Annotated in this window: 2 protein-coding genes and 1 pseudogene; all 3 read left to right on the forward strand. The window is 60.6% G+C overall.

Annotated elements, in window-relative coordinates:
- Positions 1–722 (forward strand): extracellular solute-binding protein (locus J0I64_RS22445; RefSeq protein ID WP_291412502.1); only part of this gene is annotated, 722 nt, incomplete at its 5' end.
- 213 nt (positions 723–935) lie between these two features.
- Entirely contained in the window at positions 936–1,808 is an 873-nt protein-coding gene (locus J0I64_RS22450) for a carbohydrate ABC transporter permease (protein WP_291412504.1), read from the forward strand.
- A 159-nt stretch (positions 1,809–1,967) separates the two neighbouring features.
- A pseudogene (locus tag J0I64_RS22455) lies at positions 1,968–2,360 on the forward strand (carbohydrate ABC transporter permease); the annotation flags it as partial.

Genomic DNA, 2,360 nt, shown 5'->3' on the forward strand with positions numbered 1-2,360 from the left:
TGTCCAACTCGTTCGGCGCTCGCTGGTTCGACGAAAACTGGAAGCCGCAGTTCGATCAGCCCGAGTGGAAGGCAACCCTTGATACCTATCTCTCGCTGATGGCCGATGCCGGCCCGGCCGGTGCGTCGTCCAATGGCTTCAACGAAAACCTGACCCTCTTCCAGCAGGGCAAGTGCGGTATGTGGATCGACGCCACCGTCGCTGCCTCCTTCGTGACCAATCCCAAAGACTCGACCGTCGCCGACAAGGTTGGCTTTGCCCAGGCGCCGGACAATGGCCTTGGCAAGCGCGGCAACTGGCTCTGGGCCTGGTCGCTCGCCATCCCGGCCTCGTCGCAGAATGCGGAAGCGGCCGAGAAGTTCATCAATTGGGCCACAGACAAGGACTATCTGGCTCTCGTCGCCCAAAAGGACGGCTGGGCCAATGTGCCTCCCGGCACCCGTACCTCGCTCTATGAAAACCCGGACTATCAGGCCGCCGCGCCCTTCGCCGCGATGACCCTGGCATCGATCAACTCCGCTGACCCGACCCATCCGACGGTCAAGCCGGTGCCCTATGTCGGCGTGCAGTTCGTGGCCATTCCCGAGTTTGCCGGTATCGGTACCAATGTCGGCCAGCTCTTCTCCGCGGCGCTTGCCGGCCAGATGTCGGCCGACGACGCCCTGTCGCAGGCCCAGGAAGCAACCACGCGCGATATGACCCGCGCCGGTTACATCAAGTAGACCTCCCAAGGACTGCCACCTGGCCGATTGATCCCCTCGATTGGCCAGGTGGATTTTTCCAAAGAGTCTTGCCTGCCCAAAAGCTAAATCAAAATCACCGGGTCAGTCCCGCGAAAGCGGCAACCTCCGTTCCGGCGCGGAGAAAACAGGGGTTCCTGCTTTCGCGGGAATGACACCGTGGCCTTGGCCACGCCGGGAGGAAGTCACAAAACAATGGCCACCAAACAAACCCGCGCCCTGGCGCGCACCATGATGGCGCCGGCCGTTATCGTGCTCTTTATCTGGATGATCGTGCCACTGGTCATGACCCTGTGGTTCTCGTTCCAGAACTATAGCCTCATCAATCCGATGATGACGGGCTTCGCCGGCTGGGCCAATTATGTCTACGTCATCGGCGACCCGAGCTTCACCCAATCGCTGATCAACACGCTCATCCTCGTCGGCGGCGTCCTGCTGATCACCATTGTCGGCGGCACTTTCCTGGCGCTGCTGCTCGATCAGCCGATCTGGGGGCAGGGGATTTTGCGCATCCTCGTCATTTCGCCCTTCTTCGTCATGCCGCCCGTTGCGGCGCTGATCTGGAAGAACGGCTTCATGCATCCCGGCTATGGCATGCTCGGACACTTATGGAAATTCTTCGGCCTGCAGCCGGTCGATTGGTTCAATCAGTATCCGCTGTTTTCGGTCATCGTCATCGTTGCCTGGCAGTGGCTGCCATTCGCGACGCTGATCCTGCTCACGGCCCTGCAGTCGCTCTCGGAAGAGCAGCGCGAAGCGGCCGAAATGGATGGCGCCAATGCCGTCAATCGCTTCCGCTATATCATCATGCCGCATATGGCACGGGCGATCACCATCGTCATCCTGATCCAGACGATCTTCCTCCTGGGCATCTTTGCCGAGATCCGCGTCACCACTGGCGGCGGCCCCGGCTATGCCTCGACCAATATCGCCTTCCTCGTCTTCCGCACCGGTATCCTCAGCAACGACATCGGCGCCGGTTCCGCGGGTGGTGTGGTGGCCGTCATCATTGCCAATATCGTCGCCATCTTCCTGATGCGCGCTGTGGGGAAGAACCTCGATGCTTAACCCTGCATTCAGCCGGCCTTCGAGCGCTGCTTTAGCCCATCTTTCGTCACCACCGGGCTTGTCCCGGTGGTCCATGCGATGCCTCGGCAAATGGATTGCCGGGACAGGCCCGGCAATGACCACTATCGCAATATCTGACCACGCACGGAGATCCTGACCATGGCCCGCCGCGTCTCCACCTCCACCAAAGTCGGCTTCACCGTCCTCGCCTGGGCGGTGGCCCTCCTCCTGTTCTCGCCGATCCTCTGGACGGTGCTGACCGCCTTCAAGACCGAGGCGGAAGCCATCGCCTCGCAACCGACCTTCTTCCCGCAGAATTTTACGCTCGAGAACTTCGGTGCCGTGCAGGATCGGTCGGACTATTTCAAGCACGCGATCAATTCGATCATGGTGTCCTTCGGCTCGACCATTCTTGGCCTGATCATCGCCATTCCTGCGGCCTGGTCCATGGCCTTTGCGCCATCGAAGCGCACCAAGGACATCCTGATGTGGATGCTCTCCACCAAGATGATGCCGGCCGTGGGCGTCCTGATCCCGATCTATCTCATTTTC

Origin of the sequence: Devosia sp. (assembly GCF_017307565.1) — a bacterium.
Classification (GTDB): Bacteria; Pseudomonadota; Alphaproteobacteria; order Rhizobiales; family Devosiaceae; genus Devosia.